Origin of the sequence: Halomarina halobia (genome assembly GCF_029338575.1) — an archaeon.
In the GTDB taxonomy this organism is placed as follows: Archaea; Halobacteriota; Halobacteria; order Halobacteriales; family Haloarculaceae; genus Halomarina; species Halomarina halobia.
On record NZ_CP119992.1, the window covers coordinates 1,128,881 to 1,148,673 of the forward strand.

At 67.9% G+C, this 19,793-nt stretch carries 18 protein-coding genes; 9 read left to right on the forward strand and 9 right to left on the reverse strand.

Annotation, left to right across the window (positions count from 1 at the left end):
- Position 1 precedes the first annotated feature (1 nt).
- A complete protein-coding gene (locus tag P1K31_RS06040; RefSeq protein WP_276305385.1) occupies positions 2-391 on the forward strand; it encodes a hypothetical protein in 390 nt (129 codons plus the stop codon).
- Positions 392-430: 39 nt separating this feature from the next.
- Here the strand turns inward: P1K31_RS06040 and P1K31_RS06045 are convergent, their stop codons facing one another.
- Together P1K31_RS06045 and P1K31_RS06050 are read right to left on the reverse strand one after the other, a co-directional pair.
- A complete protein-coding gene (locus tag P1K31_RS06045; protein WP_276305386.1) occupies positions 431-1,402 on the reverse strand; it encodes a class I SAM-dependent methyltransferase in 972 nt (323 codons plus the stop codon).
- Positions 1,403-1,448: 46 nt separating this feature from the next.
- A complete protein-coding gene (locus P1K31_RS06050; RefSeq protein WP_276305387.1) occupies positions 1,449-2,465 on the reverse strand; it encodes an aldo/keto reductase in 1,017 nt (338 codons plus the stop codon).
- Between the two features lie 134 nt (positions 2,466-2,599).
- On the opposite strand from P1K31_RS06050, the gene dph5 reads away from it, so the two are divergent.
- Positions 2,600-3,379: a diphthine synthase gene (dph5, locus tag P1K31_RS06055; RefSeq protein ID WP_276305388.1), complete on the forward strand. Its 780-nt coding sequence runs from the start codon at positions 2,600-2,602 to the stop codon at positions 3,377-3,379.
- Positions 3,380-3,386: 7 nt separating this feature from the next.
- Here dph5 and artA read toward each other — a convergent pair whose 3' ends face one another.
- The 6 genes from artA to P1K31_RS06085 all read right to left on the reverse strand — a co-directional run bounded on the left by artA (position 3,387) and on the right by P1K31_RS06085 (position 12,123).
- The gene (artA, locus tag P1K31_RS06060) at positions 3,387-4,514 is read right to left on the reverse strand and encodes an archaeosortase A (protein WP_276305389.1); all 1,128 of its coding nucleotides are present in this window, start codon (positions 4,512-4,514) and stop codon (positions 3,387-3,389) included.
- 152 nt (positions 4,515-4,666) lie between these two features.
- Entirely contained in the window at positions 4,667-6,997 is a 2,331-nt protein-coding gene (locus P1K31_RS06065) for a DUF7282 domain-containing protein (RefSeq protein ID WP_276305390.1), read from the reverse strand.
- Positions 6,998-7,548: 551 nt separating this feature from the next.
- Positions 7,549-9,267 carry a DUF7282 domain-containing protein gene (locus P1K31_RS06070; protein WP_276305391.1) on the reverse strand — a complete coding sequence of 573 codons (1,719 nt, stop codon included), beginning with the start codon at positions 9,265-9,267 and terminating at the stop codon, positions 7,549-7,551.
- Positions 9,268-9,598: 331 nt separating this feature from the next.
- Positions 9,599-10,372: a VOC family protein gene (locus tag P1K31_RS06075; RefSeq protein WP_276305392.1), complete on the reverse strand. Its 774-nt coding sequence runs from the start codon at positions 10,370-10,372 to the stop codon at positions 9,599-9,601.
- A 198-nt stretch (positions 10,373-10,570) separates the two neighbouring features.
- Positions 10,571-11,014 (reverse strand): TIGR04206 family protein, encoded by a 444-nt coding sequence (locus P1K31_RS06080; protein WP_276305393.1) that lies wholly within the window; start codon positions 11,012-11,014, stop codon positions 10,571-10,573.
- The gene (locus P1K31_RS06085) at positions 11,011-12,123 is read right to left on the reverse strand and encodes an OBG GTPase family GTP-binding protein (protein ID WP_276305394.1); all 1,113 of its coding nucleotides are present in this window, start codon (positions 12,121-12,123) and stop codon (positions 11,011-11,013) included. The genes P1K31_RS06080 and P1K31_RS06085 overlap by 4 nt, the downstream gene beginning before the upstream one ends.
- A gap of 84 nt (positions 12,124-12,207) precedes the next feature.
- Between P1K31_RS06085 and P1K31_RS06090 the strand changes: the two genes are divergently transcribed.
- The 7 genes from P1K31_RS06090 (at position 12,208) to P1K31_RS06120 (ending at position 18,611) form a co-directional block, all read left to right on the forward strand.
- Entirely contained in the window at positions 12,208-12,408 is a 201-nt protein-coding gene (locus tag P1K31_RS06090; protein WP_276305395.1) for a VNG_1110C family protein, read from the forward strand.
- Between the two features lie 195 nt (positions 12,409-12,603).
- Positions 12,604-13,083 (forward strand): 50S ribosomal protein L11, encoded by a 480-nt coding sequence (locus P1K31_RS06095; protein WP_276305396.1) that lies wholly within the window; start codon positions 12,604-12,606, stop codon positions 13,081-13,083.
- A gap of 181 nt (positions 13,084-13,264) precedes the next feature.
- Positions 13,265-15,082: an ABC transporter substrate-binding protein gene (locus P1K31_RS06100; RefSeq protein ID WP_276305397.1), complete on the forward strand. Its 1,818-nt coding sequence runs from the start codon at positions 13,265-13,267 to the stop codon at positions 15,080-15,082.
- A 141-nt stretch (positions 15,083-15,223) separates the two neighbouring features.
- Complete coding sequence (locus P1K31_RS06105) at positions 15,224-15,862, forward strand: 50S ribosomal protein L1 (RefSeq protein ID WP_276305398.1); 639 nt, start codon at positions 15,224-15,226, stop codon at positions 15,860-15,862.
- The gene (locus tag P1K31_RS06110; protein ID WP_276305399.1) at positions 15,863-16,918 is read left to right on the forward strand and encodes a 50S ribosomal protein L10; all 1,056 of its coding nucleotides are present in this window, start codon (positions 15,863-15,865) and stop codon (positions 16,916-16,918) included.
- Between the two features lie 9 nt (positions 16,919-16,927).
- Positions 16,928-17,278 (forward strand): 50S ribosomal protein P1, encoded by a 351-nt coding sequence (gene rpl12p / locus P1K31_RS06115; RefSeq protein ID WP_276305400.1) that lies wholly within the window; start codon positions 16,928-16,930, stop codon positions 17,276-17,278.
- 94 nt (positions 17,279-17,372) lie between these two features.
- Positions 17,373-18,611 (forward strand): tripartite tricarboxylate transporter permease, encoded by a 1,239-nt coding sequence (locus tag P1K31_RS06120; RefSeq protein WP_276305401.1) that lies wholly within the window; start codon positions 17,373-17,375, stop codon positions 18,609-18,611.
- A gap of 273 nt (positions 18,612-18,884) precedes the next feature.
- On the opposite strand, the gene P1K31_RS06125 is transcribed toward P1K31_RS06120, so the two are convergent.
- Positions 18,885-19,790, reverse strand: a complete 906-nt coding sequence (locus P1K31_RS06125; RefSeq protein WP_276305402.1) for a class I SAM-dependent methyltransferase — start codon at positions 19,788-19,790, stop codon at positions 18,885-18,887.
- Positions 19,791-19,793 lie beyond the last annotated feature (3 nt).

The following is a 19,793-nucleotide window of genomic DNA, read 5'->3' on the forward strand; positions in this document are numbered from 1 at the left end:
GATGAGCGAACTCCTCCTCCAGGCCGACGCCGGGCTGACGAGCTCTATCGTCGCGTTCGTCATCAGCCTGCTCATCGGCGCGATCGGCATCCACATCGGCGCGACGCTCATCATCGACCGGGACGTGGGATTCGGTCGCGCCGTCTTCACGGCGCTCGTCGGGGCGCTCGTGTGGGCGCTGGTGAGCTTCTTCCTGGGCTGGATCCCCCTGCTGGGGCCGCTCCTCGCGGTCATCGCCTGGATCGGCGTCATCAACTGGCAGTACCCCGGCGGGTGGTTCGCGGCCGCCGCGGTCGGCGTCATCGCGGTCATCGCCTCGGCCGTCGTGCTGTGGCTCCTCGGAACGTTCCTCGGCGTCGGGATGGACGCTCTCGGCGTCCCCGGGGCGTAGCGCGCCGACGAGGTGACCGCACGCCGCCCCCCGACGCGGTCACCGTCGCCGCGTCAGGCGCACGTCCAGGCAGACGTTGAGTTCGTGGGGGGCGTACGAGCGCACCTCGCGACGGGTCTCGACTGCCACCTCGTAGTCGGAGCCGGCCGCCTCGCGGATCGCCCGCTCGCCCGGCCCGAACGGGTCCTCTTCGTGCTGGATGTCGTAGTAGTGGAGCGTGCAGTCGTCGCCGGCGAGGGCCACGGCGGCGTCGAGGAACTCGCACGCGCTGTGGGGGAGGTTCATCACGACGCGGTCGGCCCAGTCGTCGTACCCCTCGACCTCCCGCACGTCACCCGCGATTGCCGTCACGCGGTCTGAAACGCCGTTTCGCGCCGCGTTCCGCCGCAGGTAGTCGATCGCCACCTCGTTGAGGTCGGTCCCGACCACCTCCGCGCCGCGGGCGGCGAACGGGATCGCGAACGGCCCGACGCCCGCGAACATGTCGAACGCGCGCTCGCCGGCCTCGACCTGCTCTACGACGCGGTGGCGCTCGGTCGCCAACCGCGGCGAGAAGTAGACCCGCGCGAGATCGAGTTCGTACTCGAAGCCGTACTCGCGGTGGACCGTGCGCGTCGAGCCGGCGAGCACGTCCCAGTCGCGCACCCGGATGTCCCCCTTGACCTTCGAGGCGCGGTTGACGACGCTCTCGACGGGGAGATCCGAGGCGACGAGCGCGTCCGCGATCTCGCGGGCGCGCTCCGCGCTGTCCTCCTCGAGGATCGCGATGTCGCCGAGGCGCTCGTAGCGCGGCGCGAACCCGAGGATGTCGTCGGGGAGCGTCTGGCCCTCCCGGGGGGGCACGTCGTGGGCGACGACGTCGTACCCCTCGGGTTCCGCGACGACCGGGATGTAGAGCCAGCCGTCCTCGACGGTGATCTCGTACTCGTCCGCGATGAGGTCGAGCGCCGCGAGCTCCCGGCGGGTCCCCTCGCCAGCCGTCGGTCGCACGCGCACGCACGGCACGTCCATACCTGGAATCGCCGGGCGACGGGCTTACGGGCTTCGCTTTCCGCGGTCAGTGCCCCCAGCGCCGCCCCTCCTCCGCGTACCGCGCCGCGCCGATCCGCTCGTACCCCTCGTCGGTCAGCGAGACGTCGACCGCGCCGACGTTCTCGTCCAGTTGCTCGACCGTCCGCGCGCCGACGATCGGGACGCACGTGAACGCCTCCTGGTCGATCAGCCACCGGAGGGCGACCTGGGCGGGCGTCGCCCCCGCCTCGTCGGCGACGTCACGGATCGCGTCGAGGACGTGCCAGCCGCGCTCGGAGAGGTAGTAGTCCGAGAAGCGCTCGTCGAGGGTAGCGCGCGAGCCGTCGGGACCCTCGACCCGCCTCGGGTCGTCCGGGTCGGCGCGCTCGTACTTCCCGGTGAGGAAGCCGCCGGCGAGCGGCGAGTAGGGACAGACCGCGAGGTCCTGATCCGCGCAGACGTCGAGGTAGTCGGCCACGTCGTCGCGGTAGGCCGCGTGGAAGAGCGGCTGGGTCACCTCGAAGCGCTCCCAGTCGTGCACGTCGCTCCTCCAGAGCGCCTTCGTCAGCCGCCAGGCCGCCATCGTGGAGGCCCCGAGGTGGTTCACCCGGCCCTCCTCGACGAGGTCGTCGAGCGTCGCGAGCGTCTCCTCGATCGGCACCTCGTCGTCCCAGCGGTGGATGTAGTAGACGTCGAGGTAGTCGGTGCCGAGTCGGTCGAGAGTGCCCTCGATCTGCGCCCGGACGTGCTTCCGCCCGAGTCCCCGCCCGTTCGGATCGTCCTCGTCGAACGGGAAGTAGACCTTCGAGGCGATCACGAACCGCTCGCGGTCGCGCCCCTCCAGCCACTCCCCGATGTACTCCTCGCTGGTCCCGTTCGGATCGCCGTAGACGTTCGCCGTGTCGATGAAGTTGATGCCGCGGTCCCACGCCGCGTCGAGCAGGTCGTGGGCCGCCTCGCGGCCGGTTTCGACCACGCCGCCCGAGCGCTTGCCGAAGCGCCACGTCCCGAAACACAGCCGCGAGACCTTCGTACCGGTCGAACCGAGGGAGACGTACTCCATAGGAGGCGCACGAACGGAGGCGGCTAAATCGTTCGGGGGCCGCCGCTCCGGTCCACGGGCCGCGCCCATCGCGACCCGCCGCCCGTCCGACCTCGTCTCGGGAGGCTTAACCCGGGAGCGGGCCGAGGGCGAGCATGCTCACCTTCATCGGACTCGGCCTCTGGGACGAGCGCTCGATCACCGTCGAGGGGCGGGACGCGCTCCGCGAGGCCGACCGCGTCTTCGCCGAGTTCTACACCAGCCGACTGATGGGTACCACCGTCGAGGCGGTCGCGGCGTACCACGACGTCGAGATCGAGGTGCGCGACCGCGCGGGTGTCGAGGGGACCCCCGACCCGATCCTCGACGCCGCCGAGGAGGGGACGGCGGCCTTCCTCACCGCCGGGGATACGATGATCTCGACGACGCACGTCGACCTCCGACTGCGCGCCGCGGCCCGCGGGATCGAGACGCGCGTGATCCACGGCACCACAGCCGAGGCGGCCGCCGCCTCGCTCACTGGCCTCCAGAACTACCGCTTCGGCAAGGCGACGACCCTCCCCTTCCCCTACGCGCACGGCGGGGACGACGTTCCGGGCAGCGTCGTCGAGACGATCGAGGGGAACCGCGAGCGGGGCCTGCACACGCTCGTCTACCTCGATATAAAGCGCGAGCGGGAGGAGTACATGACGGCGGACGCGGCCGCCGAACTGCTCGCCGGGAGCTACGAGGACGCCCTCGCCGCGGCGGTCTGTCGCGCCGGGAGCCCCGACCCCGTCGTCGCCGCCGACCGCCTCTCGGCGCTCGCCGCGCGGGACTTCGGCGACCCGCTGCACCTGCTCGTCCTGCCGGGCGACCTCCACCTGCTCGAAGCCGAGGCGCTGGTCGAACTCGCCGGCGCGCCGGAGGAGGTCGTGGAGGGGCGAACCGGCTGACGGGGGGTCAATCGTCGTTCGTCACGCCGCGCGGCGGGGGCCGACGCGTGTCGTCGAACGCCGAGGCAAGGTCGTACTCCGTCCCCGTCAGCATGAACAGCGCGTCCTCGAGAATGACGAACACCTCGGGGAGTTCCCGCACCACGAGGTACGTGACGGCCACGAGCGCGAGGACCGACGCGCTCTGGGCGATGATCCGGTCGGCGACGAAGTAGGATACCCGGTAGGGGTCCTCCGCGGCGAACACCGTAAGGACGAGGTCGGGGAAGACGTGCATCCGCTGCTGGCCGAACGAGAGCGCGATGAAGACGTTGCGCACGAGGTTCAGCGCGTAGATGACGGGGAGCGAGACGGCGAACGCGCGGACCTTCCGGGAGAGGGGCGCGCGGACGGCCGCGATCGCGCCCGCGAAGATCGCCATGCTCCCGACGCCCGTACAGGCGAGCAGGATGGTGTAGGTGATACGGTGGTCGCCGTCCCAGAAGACGAACGTGCTCCGGAGGTCGGCGCGCCCGACGATGGCCCCGCTCTGCACGGTGAAGTCCGCCGGCTGGGTCTGTCCGAGCAGGTTCATGAGGAAGGCGGTCTGGGTCGTGACCGATTCGACGAGGAACGCCCGCACCACGAACAGCGACTCGGCGGGCAGGACGACCAGCCCCATCGCCGCGACCGCCCGCGAGAGGACGTACAGCGAGTCACGCCCGCGAAGGAGGAGGTAGCCGGCGTAGAGGCACCCCGGCACGGCGACGACCGCGCCGATCCCCTCGATGACGCTCCGCTGGGTGACGGCGAAGTGGTGGACGAGCGTCAGCCAGAACAGCCCGAACGCGACCCACGCGCCGACGGTGAGATAGCGCGCCGCGTCCGCACCGCGGGTCCACGCCAGCGTCGCGCCGCCGACCGCGAGCAGCGAGACGACCGCCGGCGGGAGGAAGCGCTCCCATCCGAGCGCGACCACCAGCGCGGTCGTCGCGGCCAGCAGGCCGACGTAGCCGAAGACGAGAGGCCGGTAGCGCGCGTCCCGGTCCGCGGCTTCCAGCGCCGCGCCGCCGAGGAACGCCGCCACGACGATCCACGCCAGCGGATCCGCGAAGCGGTGGGCCCACGCAAGCGCACTCAACAGTGGCCCTAACATATCCGCATACAGGCGGGAAACCGGCATAGGTCTTGTCGTTGGCAGGACGGCCCACGCCGCCCGTGGCCGTCGCTCGGGGGCGCAGCGGCCGAAAGAAGCGAAAGTGGATAGTCGAACCCGGAGAGGGGTTCGGCGGTTAGCGGGCGGTTCTATCAGTCGCGGCGCAGCGCGACGAGCGCGGCGGCGACGAGCGCGACGAGCGCGGCGACGATGCCGAAGCCGGGGCCTTCCTCGGGCGTGGTGTCGTCACCGGTCTCGTCGTCACCGGTCTCGTCGTCACCGGTCTCGTTGTCGCCGGTCTCGTTGTCGCCGGTCTCGTCGTCACCGGTCTCGTCGTCACCGGTCTCGTTGTCGCCGGTCTCGTTGTCACCGGTCTCCTTCTGTTCGACCGTCAGGGTCGCGCCGTCGACGACTGCCGCGCCGTCGGCGGTGTACGGACCGTCGTCGCTCCCTTCGGAGGTGACGAAGTCGTACGTCTGGTCGCCGTCGGTGTCGAGGTGGGGCATCGCGATGACCTCACCGGACTCCTGGTACGGCGTGTCCAGGCTGACGTTGACGTTCGAGTGCGTGCCGGCCTCGAGGTAGCTCGAGGTGCCGCGGACGCTGTCGAACGGCGACTCGTTGAGCGTCGCGTCGTGGATCGTCACGAAGCCACCGTCAGAGAGGGTGACCGAGTCGACGACCACGTAGGAGCCGTCGTTCGCCTGGTCGGAGACGCTGACCGAGGCGGACTGGCTGGGTTCGACGATACCCTGTGCGACGATGTCCTCGCTGGAGACGTCCTTCAGGGTCGCGGTGAACTCGGTGCCGACCGAAGCGCCCGAGAAGTCGAAGGAACCGGCGAAGGTGCCGTCTTCCTGAACTGTGACGGATTTACTGAGCAGGAACGGGCTGTCGCCGGTGGCCTTCGCGATGATGCGGAGCTTCGTTCCGGGTGCGACGGAGGTCGACCCCGAGATGCTCGCGTCCTGCTCGGCCTTGACGACGACGGTCTCGTTGCCGTTGACCGTCTCGGTGTCGAAGGAGCCCGTGCGCTCGACGACCTTGAAGCTCGTCGTCACGGAGTCGCCCTCGAACGTGAAGTTGGCCCGGTAGTTGCCGAGCTTCTGCGTCGCGTCCGTGCCGAGCGAGTCGGAGTCGAAGACCACGAAGGTCGCCTTCCGGTTCTCGTCGTAGACGATCTTCGTCGTCATGTTACCGAAGTGGTTGGCGGGCGCGTCGGCGTTCGGGCCGCTGTTGACCTTGGCGATCTTGAACGACGCGTCGGAGTTGTTGGCGACGAAGCCCTCGAAGTCGTCGCCGGCAGCACCGAAGTAACCGGAGCCGCCGATGCGGAGCGCGACGTGGTCACCCATCGCGATCCTGCTACTCGACGTCGAGACGTCGGTCACGTCCGAGAGCGTCTCGAACTTCGAGATGTCGACGCTCGCGGGTGCCGTGAGCGATCCCATCGTGCTGACGGTGCTCTCCGTGATGACCAGCGTGCCGACGCCGGTCTCGGTCGCCATACCGTCACCCGCGCTGTTCAGCGTGCCAGCGACGAGATCGTAGTCCGTCGCCGCGAGCGGCTTGGGCGTGCTCGCGTTCGTGAGGACAGTCACCGAGTCACCCTCGCTCGCGTTGAGCGCCGTGAACGCCGTGGAGCTGTCACTGTTGGTCGTATTGTAGGTGTTGAACAGGATGGTGACCGTGCCGTCGCCGTTCCCGTCGTGTACCTTCAGTTCGGGCTCGTAGTTGACGTCGCTCGATCCGACCTTGACGTACGCGTCCTGCACGTTCGTGAGGTTCACCTCGATCTCGGCGATGTCGCCGCGGTCCTCGGTGATGATCGGCTTGACGAACTCGGCGGCGTCGTCGGCACCGGTGCCGACACTGAGGGTCGCCGTCGCGTTGGCGTTCGTGTCGGTCACGTCGACCGTGACGTCGTACTGGCCGTCGGCGAGATTGACGTTACTGAGGTTGTAGTTGAAGTAGCCGGTGTTCCCGTTGACGGTGAACGTCAGGTCGGTCACGTTGAACAGGTCCTTGAGTTCCTGCTCGCTCAGGTCGTTCGAACTGAGGTTCACGTCGTAGCCGCTCCGGCCGGAGTCGACGACGAGCGCGTCGTTCGCGCTGTCGTCCTGACCGAACTCGGCGGTGAGGTCCTGGTGCGTGAGCGTGAAGTCGAGAGGATCACTCAGCCCCGGACCGCTCAGCGCGTAGGAGCCGGCTGTACGAGCGCTCGTCTCGATCGTCACGGTACCGTCACTGTCAGCGGTGTATTCGCGGACGAACTCGCCGTCCTTCGTGAGCGCGTAGTCTTCACCAGCAGACGCGTTACTGTACACGAGCGTCTGCCCAATGAAGTACACGCCACCATCGTTGATGGATTCGTTGGCCGCAGCGGCAGCTCCCGTCAGCGCGATGGACCCCGCCACTACGGAGAGGACCATCAGCGCAGCCAGGAACAGGCTGCGGATCTTGGTGTTGTATGTACCTGTCATGGTTATGTGTGTACCATCGGCGGCAGTACCGCCATCCGACCGTGCGGCCCGGTATCACGACCGCGAGATCCGTCGGAATGGGATACTGTCACCATGGGTAGGGGTACAGGCAGAAACAGTGCTCATTGTTATAAATGCTTTCTGGTGAGTCATCCTCTGTGTTAAGATCTGACATCATGGAACTCATGAGATATAGCCTTTGTGGAGTGAACGTCGGGCGAAGCGTCGAGTCCCCGACCGTGTTAGACACGAATTCGATAGGTCGAAATCGATGAACGACCTATCGGCCAGTCAGATAGCTATTCACCGATAGAGTACAGTCGCCGAACGGAAAGTGTCCGCGTCCGGTGGGAGTGTCGGCGAAGTCGGACCGTACGCCGCCGACCCCGCCTCCCACGTCGCGCGCACGCGAGATACACATTGCCTGTTGCTTGCTCAACCGGGCGTTCGCGGTGACTGACCGGGCCGGTTCCGCCCGCGGCGGCGGTGGCTCTCCGAAGGCGACGCTCGGCGGGCGTGAAAAACGCGAGAATCGGGAGTCGCGGTCTCGGTCAGTCGCGGCGCAGCGCGAACAGGCCCAGGGCGACGAGAGCGACGAGGGCGGCGATCGCGCCGAAGCCCGGCCCGACGGACGCGCTCCCGCCCGATCCGCCGACCGCGAGCGTTCCGGTGCTGGCGACCGGATTACCGTCCATCACGTAGGGCGTGTCGAGTTCGCCCTGCGAGGAGACGAAGTCGAACTCCTTGTTCTCGTTCGTGTCGAGGTGCGCCATGGCGATGGCGTCACCGCCCTCGCTGAACGGCCGTTCGAGCTTGATCTCCACGTTCTCGTGGGTTCCGGGGGTGAGGTACTTCGAGACGCCCCGGACGCTCTGTACTGCCTCGCCGTTCTCGTATGAGGTGTCGTGGATGACGACGAACCCGCCGGTCGACATGTTGACCGAGTCGACCGTCACGACGCTCCCGTTCGAGTCCTGGTCGCTGAACTCGATCGACGCCGTCCGTCCCTCCTTCACGTAGCCGGGGACGGTCCGCTCCTCGACGCCGGCCCCGCTGACCGTCGCCGTGAACTCCGTGCCGGGTTCGACGCCCGTCAGGTCGAAGGTCGCGCCCCAGGTGCGGTCCTCGGCGACGGTGACGGTCTGGCTGGTGAGCGTCTTGTCGCCGCTCCTGGCGGTGACCTGGAGCTCCGAGTTCGGCGCGAGCGTCGTCTTCCCGCTGAGGCTCGCGCCCGCGTCGGCGTAGGTCACCGCGGTCTGTTCGCCGTTACGCGCCTCGGTGTTGAACTCGGCCTTTCGGGGCTCGACGATGAACGAGGTCGACACGCCGGCCGTCCTGTCGACGATCCCGCTGGCGCTCGAGACGGCGAAGCGCCAGTTGTACTGCTTGCCGACTCTGAGGTCGTCCGTGTCGATGACGAAGAAGACGGCTCCGTTCTCCGGCGCGAGCACGACGTTGATGTTGTTCGGATTGATCCGAACCGACTCGCCGGTCTGTGGCTGTCTGATAGTCATCAACGCGACGTCGCTGTTCCCATCGCGCTGGTTGAGGAAGTCGATGAACGCCTTCTCGACCGACTCGCCCTGATCCTGGTTGGCGATGATAGCGCCCGCGAGCCCGGAACCGCCCAGGCGGGCGATGACGAGGTCACCCTGGGCGACGCGGCTGGTCGACACCGAGCGGTTCCAGATCTCGCGCGTCGTACTGAAGTCACTGAGGTTGTACCTGTCGGGCGCGGTCAACGTACCGAAGGTGCTCGGCCCGCCGTAGGTGAGCTTCAGCGTGGCGGAGTCGGCCGCGTTCCCACCGCGGTCCGGCCGGACGGTGAGGCTGTACTCGCCGATCGGGAGCGGGTCGGACGTGTTGGCCGCACCGCTCACGTACTCGACGCTGTCGGCCGACGACCCGACGCCGAAGCTCTGAGCGGGGCCGTCGGGCGTGTCGTAGGTGTTCAACAGGATCCGCACGCGACCGTCGAGGTTACCGTCGGTGACCTTCACCGTCGGGTTGTACCCGGCCTCCTTCGAGTTGATCGTGACGTAGGCCGTACTCACTCCCGACGTCGCCACGTCGATTTCGGCGATACCACCGCGAGAGGCGTTGTACTCTGCGTTCGTGAAGCTAACGACCGATGACTCGTCCTGCGACGAATTTTGCTGGAGGGTTGAGCCCGCAGCGGCTCCGACCAGGCTGACGGACCCGACGAACACGGAGAGGACCATGAGCGTGGTCAGAAACAGGCTGCGAACCCGGATCGATGTAAGTGCCATGATTTTTGAGTGGATGACTGGTGACAGTGTCCGCCACGCCGGTGAACCGATGAAATTCCGGCCACTATAAGACTCGGGTGGGGAGTACTGTCACCGCCTGCGGTTGCAGTGGCGGCCGCCAGGGGTATAAGTAATATTCTAATAACGACCGATCTGGAAAATACAGGACTTTCGAACCGTTTTCGGCGGGACGGTAACCGCTGATTCGGTCGATGTACCGGGGCGTTAATGGGTGATTAACGCCTCGGACGCGGTCGATCGCCGCGCAGAACGGCTTCTGGGACCGGTCCGTAGACGACCGACCCGCCCCGATCGGTCTCGTTCGGTCGGATTACTCGACCGCGTCCGGCCAGGCGTCCAGGATCTCGACCTCGTGACCGTCGTTGGTCCTGGTGAACGCGTAGGTGTAGTCACAGGATTCGGGGTCGCGGTAGTCCTCCGCGTGGCGTCCCATCAGCGTCCCCCAGGCGTCCTCGAGGTCGTCGACCATCACGGCGAAGTGCCCCCACGCGTCGCCCAGTTCGTAGCTCCGCCCGTCGTAGTTGTAGGTGAGTTCGATGGACATCGCCTCCTCGGCCGCGCCCTCGGGTTTCACGAAGTAGAGCGCGAAGTCGTCCATCTCGGCGCGGCGCACCATCTCGAACCCGAGCTTTCGCAGGTACCAGCCGAGGGCGGCGTCGGCGTCCTCGACGCGGACCATGGTGTGGTCGATGCTCCAGCGCGCGCCGTGGTCGCGCTGGACGATCTCGATCTCGTGGCCGTCGGGGTCCGTCACGAAGGCGTAGCGCCCGCCGCAGGAGTCGGGGTCGCGGTAGTCCTCGACGCCGCCCTCCATCAGCTCCTCGTAGGCGTCGTAGACGTCGTCCACCCGGACGGCGATGTGCCCCCACGCGTCGCCCAGTTCGTAGGTGCTGTCGTCGTGGTTGTAGGTGAGTTCGAGCACCGCGCCCTCCTCGTGGAGCCCCTCGGGGCCGATGTAGACGTTGGTGAAGGTGTCCATCTCCATGCGGCCCTTCTCCTCGTAGTCGAGGTGCGTTCGGTACCATTCGAGGGAGGCGTCGAGGTCCTCGACGCGCATCATCGTGTGATCGAGCGTCGGATTCATCACGCCGAGCTACTCTCGGCACACACTAAGGGTTTCCTGGTCCGCCGACGTCCGACGGGGACGACACGGCGGCCCGATCGACCGCCAGCCCGCGACGAATCGGCGGTGGACCGGCTGCGGGACGCGGTCGTCCCCGAGGTCGGCGACCGCCGGGAGCCGTCTCGCGGCCCGCGGTGATCGACGAGGGGCGCGCCGGCGTTACCCGAACCGACGGACTGCGGGCCGGTAGAACCACCACGCGACGGCGAGCAGGAGGACGGTGCCGACGGGGAGGGCGGTGTAGCCGAACCGCTGGGAGAAGCCGACGACGAGCGGAAGCTGGCTCACCGCCGTCAGCACCAGCAGCCCCCCGGTGAGCCGCGGGTCCTCGCGTCGGACGACCCCGAGCGCCGCGCTGAGGAGCGCCGCGGCGTACAGCGCGACTCCGATCGGCCACGCCTGGATGAACGCCGGGATCCGACCCCGCGTGTACGAGAGGTAGTCGGGGAGGGTCGTCAGGTGGAGCGAGGCAGGGTCCACGAGCCCGAAGGGATAGACGAGCGTCACGGCCCCGCCCACGAGCACGGCGGTCCAGGGGACGGCGACGAGCGCGAGGAGGACGAACAGGCGACGGTTCGGCGTGCCCGCGGCCCGGTCGCTCATCGCCGCACGATCAGCCGGAGCACGTCCTCGTCCCGCAGTTCGTGCTCCCGACCGACCTGCTGTTCGTCGTGTTTCGCGCTCGGACCCGAGACGCGGGCGAACCGGAACCGCGACTCGAAGTCGCCCCCGAGTTGTTCGAGCGCGTCCCCGACCGCGTTCTCGCCCTCCCGGAGGATCAGCGGTTCCTCGTAGTCGACGCCGCGCCCCGGCTTGTCCATGTAGACGCGGATCAGCCCGAGCGCCTCCCAGATGGACTCCTTCAGCGAGTCGAGGCCCTTCTCCGCCTCGGCGCTGATGAACACCGCCTCCTCGGGGTCGATGCCCCGCTCGCGGAGGTCCTCGTGGACGGTCTCGAGGTAGTCGCGGTCGATGAGGTCGACCTTGTTCACCGTGACGAGCGACGGGAGGTAGACGCGGTTGTCCATCAGGGTGTCCACGAGGCGATCGATGGTGAGTTCCTCGCGGACGGTGACGTCGGCGTTGATGTAGTCGTACTCGCGGAGCACCCCCTTTATCGTCTCCTCGTCGAGGCCGACGTCGCCCGGGGTCGTCACCTTGATCCCGCCCTTGTGCTTCTTCGAGACGCTCACGTTCGGCGGGCGGGTGTCGAGGCGGATCTTGTTGTCGTACAGCTCCTTCCTCAGGCGGTCGTACTGCTCGATTTCGAAGACCGAGAGGACGAACAGCACGAGGTCGGCGGTGCGGACGACCGAGAGGACCTCCCGGCCGCCGCCGCGGCCGCCCGCCGCCCCCTCGATCAGCCCCGGCACGTCGAGGATCTGGATGTTGGCCCCGCCGTACTGGAGCATCCCGGGGTTCACGTCGAGGGTGGTGAACTCGTACTCCCCGATCTCGCTCTCGGCGTTGGTGAGCGCGTTGAGCAGCGTCGACTTGCCCACGCTCGGGAAGCCCACGAGCGCGACGGTGGCGTCGCCGGTCTTCTCGACGGCGTAGCCCTGGCCGCCGCCGGCGGACGATCGGTTCTCCAGCTTCTCCTTCTTCTGGGCGAGCTTCGACTTCAGCCGGCCGATGTGCGCCTCGGTGGACTTGTTGTACGGAGTGGTGGCGATCTCCTCCTCGATTGCCTCGATCTCCTCCTCAAGTCCCATCGTCCTCCACTCCGCCGTCGCCCCCGAAAAGGCTTGTCTTGCGCTTCGGCAGTTATATACCGCCGGCAGGACACCTCTCGGACGATGAGCGATGCCGAGCGGTTCCGCGACAGCACGCAGATCGTCCTGCCCACCGGGGCGCTCGACGGTCTGAAGCGGGACCTCGAGCGCGAGTTCACCCTCTCCTTTCTCGAACAGGGTGACACCACGCGCATCATCGGCAGCCCCGTCGAGATCAACCGGGCCAGCGACTGGCTGAGCCGCAAGGGCGTGTTCGTCCCGTAGGGAACGACGCGCGCCCCGCTCTCCCTCTCACCCCTTCCGCCGTCGCCACCGTCACCGACCGCCACCGTCGGCGCTCGTCGCGCGGACGCGGACGTGTATTATACTCGCGTCCGCCCCCGCGAGACCCGTGTGAAAATCCCACTCGGGAGAGGCGAGAAGACAATGGTTAAAACCTCGAAGGGGGTCATACCGAGTATGGCTGGAACTATCGAGGTGCTCGTCCCCGGTGGCCAGGCCAATCCTGGCCCGCCGCTCGGTCCCGAACTGGGGCCGACGCCGGTAGACGTGCAGGCAGTCGTCAACGAGATCAACGACCAGACGGCCGCCTTCGACGGCACGGAAGTGCCCGTCACGGTCACGTACGAGGACGACGGCTCCTTCGAGATCGAGGTCGGCGTGCCGCCCACGGCGGCGCTCATCAAGGACGAACTCGACTTCGAGACCGGCAGCGGCCGGCCGCAGGCGGAGTTCGTCGCCGACATGACGCTGGAACAGCTCACGAAGATCGCCGAGCAGAAACTGCCCGACCTGCTCGCCTACGACGTGAAGGGTGCCTCGAAGGAGGTCGCGGGGACCTGCGTCTCCCTCGGGGTCACCGTCGAGGGCGAGGACGCCCGCACGTTCAAGCAGCGGATCGACGACGGCGAGTTCGACGACCACTTCGCCGAGGCGTAGCACGCGCACCGCGGGTCGATCCCCCCCGACTTTCGATTCCTTCCGACTACGTCCCCGAGGCGGTCGGCTGCGAGCCGCCGCGCTACTCGGTGGCACTCGTCACGTATAGGTATTCAATATATTAATTAAATATTCAGGATAAGATTATATATCCCCATCCGCTTCAGCAGATATCGGTCCTATGATCCTCCCACCCGATCCCACCGACGGTTCCCCGACAGTGACGCGACGCGACGCGCTGCGGCTCCTCGGGGGCGGCGGCGCGCTCGCGCTCGCGGGATGCGCGGCGCTTTCCCCCTCGGGCGATTCGCCCTCGAACGGGTCGCAGTCCGACGACGACCGGAGGCGACGGACGCTCCGGATGATCGGCGGGCAGCTCCAGTCGCTCGATCCGATCAACGCCATCGACACCGAGTCCACCAGCGTCATCACGCAGCTGTACGACGGCCTCGTCCACTACCGGGCGGGGTCGCTCGACCCCGAACCCCGCCTGGCGACCGACGTCCGCACCGCCGACGGCGGGCGGGTCTACACCTTCCCGCTCCGGGAGGAGGCGACGTTCGCCGATGGGAGCGCGCTCACGGCCGCCGACGTGGTCTACTCGTTCGAGCGGGTCGCCGCCTCGGAGCACTCGCTGTGGGCGAGCACGCTGCTCGACGTGCTCGGCGTCGCCCACGAGACGCGGACGGTCGAGGGCGACGACGGACCGACGGAGGCGTACGTTCCGGGGTCGCTCGGCGTGCGGGCGACCGACGAGCGCACGGTCGAACTCCGCCTCGACGAACCGTTTCACGCCGCCCTGGACGTGCTCGCGCTCCCCGCGTTCGGGATCGTTCCCGAGGGGATCGTCGGGGACGTCGAGGGTCACGAGGGGAGGCTCGCCTACGAGCGCTTCGCCCGCGACTCGCCCGTGGGGGCGGGACCGTTCGCGCTCGACGACTGGAAGGAGGGGACGTCGTACCGGGTCGTCGCGCGCGACGACTACTACGGCGAGGGGCCGCGAATCTCCGGTATCCGCTGGCAGGTCGTCGAGGACCCGGCCGCCGCCTTCGACCTCGCGCTCGAGCGCGAGGTCGACGCGTTCTGGGTTCCGAGCGCGGCGTTCGACCCCGCGAAGGTCGACGTCGAGTCGACCGACGAGGGGGGCCGCGCGGTCGGGACGTACGGACCGCTCTCGAACGGCCTCACGGCCTCGTACCTCCGCGTTCCGGTCGTCGCGACGTACTTCGTCGGGTTCAATCCCGAGGCCGTCCCCCGGGCCGTCCGTCGGGCAGTCGCCCACCTGCTCGACGCCCCGACGGTCGTCGAGCAGGTCCACAAGGGACGCGGCGAGGCGGCGGCCCACCTGACCCCGCCGAACGTCTTCCCCGGCGGGTCGGCGGGGTACGACGACCACGCCCGCGGCTACCCGTACGACGGCGAGGAGGGAATGGAACGCGCCCGCGCCGCGCTCGCGGCCGCCGGGCGCGACCGATCGAACCCGACGTCGCTAACGTTCACGACCTACGAGAGCGCCGAGTGGCGCGAGACCGGCGATCTCCTCCGCTCGAAGGGCGCGAACGTCGGACTCGACGTCCGGATCGAGTCCGCGCCGTTCCCGTCGTTGGTCGAGCGCGCGACGGCGGGCTCCCTGGAGGCCTTCTCGTTCTCCTGGACGATGGACTACCCCGCCCCGGACAACTTCCTGCAGTTGCTCGACCCGGCGAACGACGAGTCCCCGTTTAGGACCTGGGGCGGAACGCCCGCCGCCGACCGGGCGCGGTCCGCCTGGGAGCGGATCCGGGCGCACCCCCGGGACACCGACGAGGATCGGCGCGCCCGCGGGGAGGCGTACCTGGCGATGGAGGAGGCCAACTGGGAGGACGTCGTCGTCCTCCCGGTGTACCACCCGATCGGGGAGGGGTTCTACTACCCGTGGGTCGACGTGCCGAAGACCGGGGCGGCGGGCTTCGACAAGCACAAGTACACCGACGTGGCCGTCGGCGAACGGTCGGAGTGAGTCGGAGCGACCGCGCGAACCCGTGCCGCCCGCCCGACACTTCGACGTATTTAAGACCACGACGCGGGTGATATGGAGACGAGGCAGGTTCACGCCTGTTTCACGCCGTAGTAGCCACGTGGCGGACTACGGAGGTGAACAATGGCAGATCAGTCAATAGAGGACGCAGTCTCTCGCGCACTAGAGGGGGCCCCACCGCGGAACTTCCGCGAGTCGGTGGACCTCGCCATCAACCTGCGCGATCTAGATCTCAACGACCCGTCCAACCGCGTCGACGAGGGTATCGTCCTTCCGAGCGGGACCGGACAGGAGACACGTATCGTCGTGTTCGCGGAGGGCGAGACCGCCCTCCGGGCGCGGGACGTCGCAGACGAGGTACTCGACAGCGACGATCTCGAAGAACTGGGTGACGACACCGACGCCGCGAAGGATCTCGCCGGCGAAACGGACTTCTTCATCGCCCAGGCGAACATGATGCAAGACATCGGCCGCTACCTCGGTACCGTGCTCGGTCCGCGCGGGAAGATGCCGACGCCGCTTCAGCCGGACGACGACGTCGTCGAAGTCGTAAACCGGATGAAGAACACGGTCCAGCTTCGCAGCCGCGACCGCCGCACCTTCCACGCCCGGGTCGGCGCCGAGGACATGACGGCCGACGAGATCGCCGACAACATCGACGTCATCATCCGGCGGCTGGAGGCGGACCTCGAGAAGGGGCCGCTCAACATCGACTCCGTCTACGTGAAGACGACGATGGGGCCGGCGGTGGAGGTGGCCTAAATGTCCGCAGAGGCAGGATCCGAACGCAAGACCGAAGTCATCCCGCAGTGGAAGCGCGAGGAGGTCGACGACCTCGTCGAGACGCTTCGATCCTACGAGAGCGTCGGCGTCGTCAACATCACGGGCATCCCGAGCCGCCAGCTCCAGGCGATGCGCCGCGACCTCCACGGCACGGCAGAGCTCCGCGTCTCGCGGAACACGCTCCTGGTCCGCGCCCTGGAGGAGGTCGACGACGGCCTCGAGACGCTCACCGATCTCGTCGAGGGACAGGTCGGCGTCATCGGGACGAACGACAACCCGTTCGGCCTGTACAAGCGACTCGAGGAGTCGAAGACGCCCGCGCCGATCAACGCGGGCGAGGTCGCCCCGAACGACATCGTCATCCCCGCGGGTGACACCGGGATCGACCCCGGCCCGTTCGTGGGCGAACTCCAGCAGGTCGGCGCGAACGCCCGCATCCAGGACGGCTCCATCAAGGTCCTCGAGGACTCGACGGTCCTCGAGGCCGGCGAGGAGGTAGACCAGACGCTGGCGAACGTCCTGAACGAGCTCGACATCGAGCCGAAGGAGGTCGGGCTCGACCTGCGCGGGGTCTACTCCGACGGCGTGTTCTTCGAACCCGAGGAGCTCGCCATCGACGTAGCGGAGTACCGCGCGGACATCGAGTCCGCCGTCGCCGCGGGGCGCAACCTGTCGGTCAACGCCGTCTACCCGACGGCGCGGACCGCGGATCTCCTCCTCGCGAAGGCGAGCAACGAGGCCCGCAGCCTCGGCCTGTTCGCGGCCATCGAGAGCCCGGACATCGCCGACGACCTCGTCGCCAAGGCCGACGCGCAGATGCGCGCGCTCGCCGCCGTCATCGACGACGAGGAGGCGCTCCCGGAGGAACTGCGCGGTACCGAGATCGCCGCGCCCGGGGCAGAAGACGCGGAGACTGCCGAGGAAGACGCGGAAGAGGAATCGACTGACGACCAGGAAGCCGAGGCCGACGACACCGACGCCGACGACGACGAGGACGGGGACGGTGGCGACGCGCTCGGCGCGATGTTCGGATAACCAACGACAATGGAGTACATCTACGCAGCACTCATCCTGAACGAAACGGGCGAAGAGATCAACGAAGACAACCTCACCGGCGTCCTCGAGGCCGCCGGCGTCGACGTCGAGGAATCCCGCGTGAAGGCGCTCGTCGCCGCGCTGGAGGACGTCGACATCGAGGAGGCCGTCGAGCAGGCCGCCGCCGTCCCCGCAGCGGGCGCGGCAGCGGGCGGCGCGGCCGCTGGTGCCGGTGCCGGTGCCGAGGCCGAAGCGGAAGCCGAGGAAGAGGAGGCCGAGGAAGCCGAAGCCGAGGAAGAGGAGGACGAAGACGAAGACGAAGACGCCGGCGGCGAGGGCCTCGGCGCGCTCTTCGGCTGAACCGACCCGGTACACCTTCTCCGTTTATCGCGCCCGGAGCGGCCGCGCCGGGCGCGCGAACGTTCAAGTAGGGAGACGGGACCAGAGACGGACGATGGATCCCGGAGTCCCGCAGGCGGTCGCCGACCCGCGAGCGGCCGCGCTCACGCTCGCGTTCGTCCTCGGGGGCGTCGCGCTCGGCACCGCGAGCGGCCTCCTCCCCGGCCTGCACGCCAACAACATGGCGCTGTTGCTCGCGGCGGTCGCGCCCGCCCTCCCCGGACCGCCCCTCCTCGTGGGCTGTGCGATGCTCGCGGCGGGGGTCGTCCACACCTTCCTCGACGTGGTGCCCGCCCTCGCGCTCGGCGTCCCGGATTCGGCCATGGCCGCGAGCGCGCTCCCCGGCCACCGGCTCGTGCTCGCGGGCCGCGGCGGCGAGGCGCTGCGCCTGTCCGCGCTCGGGAGCGCGAGCGCCGTCGTCGTCGCCCTCCCGCTCGCGCTCCCGATGACGCGGCTGATGACGGCCCTCTACCCGACGGTCCGGGCGCACCTCCCGCTCGTTCTCGGCGCGACGGCGCTCGCGCTCGTGCTCACCGAACCGACCGTTCGGGGGGCGATCGGCGGCGCGCTCGCCCTGCTCGCCAGCGGGGCGCTCGGCTGGGTCGCCCTCGACCTCCCCGTCGACGGGCTGCTCGAGACGGGCGACGTCCTGCTGCCGCTGTTCGCGGGGCTGTTCGGCGCGCCCGTGCTCCTCGACGCCGTGGGGGGCGGCGGCGTCCCGCCGCAGGACGACCCGTCGGTGACGCTGTCGCGGCGGGCGGTCGCCGGACTCGGCGGCCTGGGCACCGTCGCCGGTGCCGTCGTCGGGTACGTCCCCGGCGTCTCGAGCGCCATCGCCGCCACGCTCGCGCTGCTCGCCGTTCCCGGCCGGTACGGCGGGCGAGGGTTCATCGTCGCCACCAGCGGCGTCAACACGGCGAACACGATCTTCGCGCTGTTCGCGCTCGTCGCGCTCGGCCAGCCCCGGACGGGCGTCCTCGTGGCGATGGACCGGGCGGGCGTTCCCCTCGACCTGCCGTCGCTGCTCGCCACCGTCGCGCTCGCCGCGGCGGCGGGGTTCGCGCTCGTCGTCCTCGTCGGGGATCGCTACCTGCGCGTCGCCGGACGCGTCGACGCCACCCGGCTGTCGCTGTCGGTGCTCGGGTTGCTCTGCGCCCTCTCGTTCGCCTTCGCCGGGGGGTTGGGGGTCGGGCTCCTGGCCGTGAGCACGCTCGTCGGCCTGCTCCCGGTTCGCTTCGGCGCGCGACGGGCGCACCTCATGGGCGTCCTGATGGGACCGTTGATGCTTCTTTGAAGGTGACGGGACACGACACGGCATCACCGACTGAGCGATACCTTTCGTCCCCGCTCTCCAGTCTATCTCGGGGGAGTAACCTCTCGTTCGATTGCGTGGCGAGCTGTTTCGGCAGGCCCGGCACCGTCACGGTCCACTCACTACCGTTCGCGGACTCGAACGCGACTCGCGTGGTCGAAGAGCGGTAGCCAGCGTACTACCACACGGACAGAATCGACCGGCTAAACGCGCTCCAGAGTCCGTCGTGAGAGACGGGGTCTAGGTACGGCATCACTACTGTTCACTCGTCACAGCGTCGATTATTTCGTCGGTGGAGAGTGTATCCAGATTGTTATCCCTGATCTGGGGGTGACACTCGGAAAAGGCGTCGATCGAAGGGGGTATCTCCGACCAGCCCTCCGGTTTCTGCCCCCACATGATCTGCGTGTCCTTCCATTGATCTCGTAACCCTGACACTCGATCGTAGATCGTGAGCAGCACCTTCCTGTATCGAGACTCCGTCGACCCTTTCATCTTTGCGACCGACTGATTGATAGAGGTCGCGTCGATGTCTTCTAGATCATGCGTTTCGAGCATCCATCGCAGTTCACCGAGCGTGTATTCGTTTACGTGGCTACGGAACGGTCCGAGATGCCAATACATGTACTCGACATCTATGGACGGTGACTGCCCGAACAAGAACCGAAGTCGGTTGGCCAAGTGGGCGACGTTTGGCGTCAACAAGACGAGATTTCCACCGGTTCGAAGGTGAGTGACGGCAGTGTTAAGAAACGGACGCGGCGCATCGATGTGCTCGATCACATCGAGTGCCATCACGATATCGAACTCTCCCCCCGGAAGCGGCGAATCTGGGCCAATATGCTCATCGACAAACTCGACATCCATCGACTGTGCGAAGTCTTTGATACGTGTCTGGTTCTCGCCGAGTTTGTGCCAATCGTCGTTCAAATCGTCGACGGCTACAACGTCGTGGCCCATCCGCGATAAAACGCCCTCGACGTCGCACGCACCGGCACCGAGTGACAGGATCCGACACGGTGTCGTCTCCAGCCGCTCAATGAGTGCGGCGACCGCTTTCGTCCGTCGTTGTGTCCCCTCTATATACGTGGTGTCGAACGGATACTCTGCCACCATCGCTTCGAACGCGGTGTGAAATCGTGAGGCGTCACCGGGAAGCATCAA

What these genes read in the sequence shown, in the direction of transcription:
- P1K31_RS06040 (WP_276305385.1), top strand. Translation starts at nt 2, where the DNA reads ATGAGCGAACTCCTCCTCCAGGCCGACGCCGGGCTGACGAGCTCTATC.
- P1K31_RS06045 (WP_276305386.1), bottom strand. Translation starts at nt 1,402, where the DNA reads ATGGACGTGCCGTGCGTGCGCGTGCGACCGACGGCTGGCGAGGGGACC.
- P1K31_RS06050 (WP_276305387.1), bottom strand. Translation starts at nt 2,465, where the DNA reads ATGGAGTACGTCTCCCTCGGTTCGACCGGTACGAAGGTCTCGCGGCTG.
- dph5 (WP_276305388.1), top strand. Translation starts at nt 2,600, where the DNA reads ATGCTCACCTTCATCGGACTCGGCCTCTGGGACGAGCGCTCGATCACC.
- artA (WP_276305389.1), bottom strand. Translation starts at nt 4,514, where the DNA reads ATGTTAGGGCCACTGTTGAGTGCGCTTGCGTGGGCCCACCGCTTCGCG.
- P1K31_RS06065 (WP_276305390.1), bottom strand. Translation starts at nt 6,997, where the DNA reads ATGACAGGTACATACAACACCAAGATCCGCAGCCTGTTCCTGGCTGCG.
- P1K31_RS06070 (WP_276305391.1), bottom strand. Translation starts at nt 9,267, where the DNA reads ATGGCACTTACATCGATCCGGGTTCGCAGCCTGTTTCTGACCACGCTC.
- P1K31_RS06075 (WP_276305392.1), bottom strand. Translation starts at nt 10,372, where the DNA reads ATGAATCCGACGCTCGATCACACGATGATGCGCGTCGAGGACCTCGAC.
- P1K31_RS06080 (WP_276305393.1), bottom strand. Translation starts at nt 11,014, where the DNA reads ATGAGCGACCGGGCCGCGGGCACGCCGAACCGTCGCCTGTTCGTCCTC.
- P1K31_RS06085 (WP_276305394.1), bottom strand. Translation starts at nt 12,123, where the DNA reads ATGGGACTTGAGGAGGAGATCGAGGCAATCGAGGAGGAGATCGCCACC.
- P1K31_RS06090 (WP_276305395.1), top strand. Translation starts at nt 12,208, where the DNA reads ATGAGCGATGCCGAGCGGTTCCGCGACAGCACGCAGATCGTCCTGCCC.
- P1K31_RS06095 (WP_276305396.1), top strand. Translation starts at nt 12,604, where the DNA reads ATGGCTGGAACTATCGAGGTGCTCGTCCCCGGTGGCCAGGCCAATCCT.
- P1K31_RS06100 (WP_276305397.1), top strand. Translation starts at nt 13,265, where the DNA reads ATGATCCTCCCACCCGATCCCACCGACGGTTCCCCGACAGTGACGCGA.
- P1K31_RS06105 (WP_276305398.1), top strand. Translation starts at nt 15,224, where the DNA reads ATGGCAGATCAGTCAATAGAGGACGCAGTCTCTCGCGCACTAGAGGGG.
- P1K31_RS06110 (WP_276305399.1), top strand. Translation starts at nt 15,863, where the DNA reads ATGTCCGCAGAGGCAGGATCCGAACGCAAGACCGAAGTCATCCCGCAG.
- rpl12p (WP_276305400.1), top strand. Translation starts at nt 16,928, where the DNA reads ATGGAGTACATCTACGCAGCACTCATCCTGAACGAAACGGGCGAAGAG.
- P1K31_RS06120 (WP_276305401.1), top strand. Translation starts at nt 17,373, where the DNA reads ATGGATCCCGGAGTCCCGCAGGCGGTCGCCGACCCGCGAGCGGCCGCG.
- P1K31_RS06125 (WP_276305402.1), bottom strand. Translation starts at nt 19,790, where the DNA reads ATGCTTCCCGGTGACGCCTCACGATTTCACACCGCGTTCGAAGCGATG.